Annotated in this window: 1 protein-coding gene; it reads left to right on the forward strand. The window is 68.3% G+C overall.

Annotated elements, in window-relative coordinates; genetic code table 11:
• Positions 1 to 52: 52 nt before the first annotated feature.
• Positions 53 to 1,278, forward strand: a protein-coding gene (locus IE239_RS41400) for an IS3 family transposase (RefSeq protein ID WP_190154597.1) whose coding sequence is annotated in 2 segments (ribosomal slippage) — positions 53 to 332 and positions 332 to 1,278 — 1,227 coding nt in all. Because the reading frame shifts where the segments join, the coding sequence is not laid out codon by codon here.
• Positions 1,279 to 1,320 lie beyond the last annotated feature (42 nt).

A 1,320-nucleotide genomic window follows, 5' to 3' on the forward strand; every position in this document is an offset into this window, starting at 1 on the left:
TGAATCGCCCCGGGTTTGATGGAGACATCGAAGACCCGGAAGGATGCCGATCATGGCTGCTCCCCGTAAGTATCCCGATGAACTGCGTGAGCGTGCGACGCGTCTGGCGGTCGAGGCCCGCAAGGATCCGGTCGGCCGGTCCGGTGCGATCAAGCGCATCGCCGACCAGCTCGATGTGCATCCCGAGGCTCTGCGGGGGTGGGTGAAGCGGGCCGAGACCGACGGCGGTTTGCGTGCCGGTACCACCAGCGCGGAGGCCGCGCGGATCGCCGAGCTGGAACGCGAGGTCAAGGAACTGCGCCGCGCCAACGCGATCCTGAAGTCGTCGGCGACTTTCTTCGCGGCGGAGCTGGACCGTCCACTGCGCTGAAGGTCGCCTACATCGACCAGCATAAAGAGGAGTTCGGCGTCCAGCCGATCTGCGACGTCCTGAAAGGCACGGACGCCGAGATCGCATCGAGCACCTACTACGCCGCCCGCGCCCGCCCCGCGCCCGCCCGCGTGACCCGCGACCGGGAGCTCACCGAGGAGATCCGCGTGATCCACCGCGACAACTACGGCGTCTATGGCGCCCGCAAGATCCACGCCGCGCTGCGGCGCGAGGGCCGGCCGGTGGCCCGCTGCACCGTCGAGCGCCTGATGCGCATGGCCGGCCTGCGCGGCGTGGTGCGGGACAAGAGCCCGCGCACCACCCGGCCCGCCCCGGAGACCGGCCGTCCCCGCGACCTGGTCGAGCGGCAGTTCACCGCCGGGGCGCCCAACCGGTTGTGGGTCGCCGACATCACCTACATCAAGACGCACTCGGGCTGGGTCTACGCCGCCTTCGTCATCGACGTGTTCTCCCGGATGGTCGTCGGCTGGCAGGTCGCCACCAGCCTTTACACCGAACTCGCCCTGGACGCACTGGAGATGGGCATATGGAGACGCCGGCACACCGGCGCGGACCTGTCCGGACTCATCCACCACAGCGACCGAGGAGTCCAATACCGGGCCCTGCGCTACACCGAGCGCCTGGACGAGGCCGCGGCCGTGGCCTCGGTCGGATCACGGGGCGATTCGTATGACAACGCCCTCGCTGAGGCATTCAACAGCTTGTTCAAAGCCGAGCTGATCCGCAACGCGGGCCCCTGGACCGGCATCAACGACGTCGAGATCGCCGTCGCCGAGTACGTCGACTGGTTCAACCAGCGACGACTCCACGGAGAGCTCGGACACGTCCCGCCGGCCGAGTTCGAAGCCCTCCACGCAGCATCACCCGCACCCCAGACCACCCCCTGAAAACCAGCTATCCCACCCTCCACAAAACCCGGGGCTTGACAG

This window comes from Streptomyces humidus (assembly GCF_014649655.1).
Lineage (GTDB): Bacteria > Actinomycetota > Actinomycetes > Streptomycetales > Streptomycetaceae > Streptomyces > Streptomyces humidus.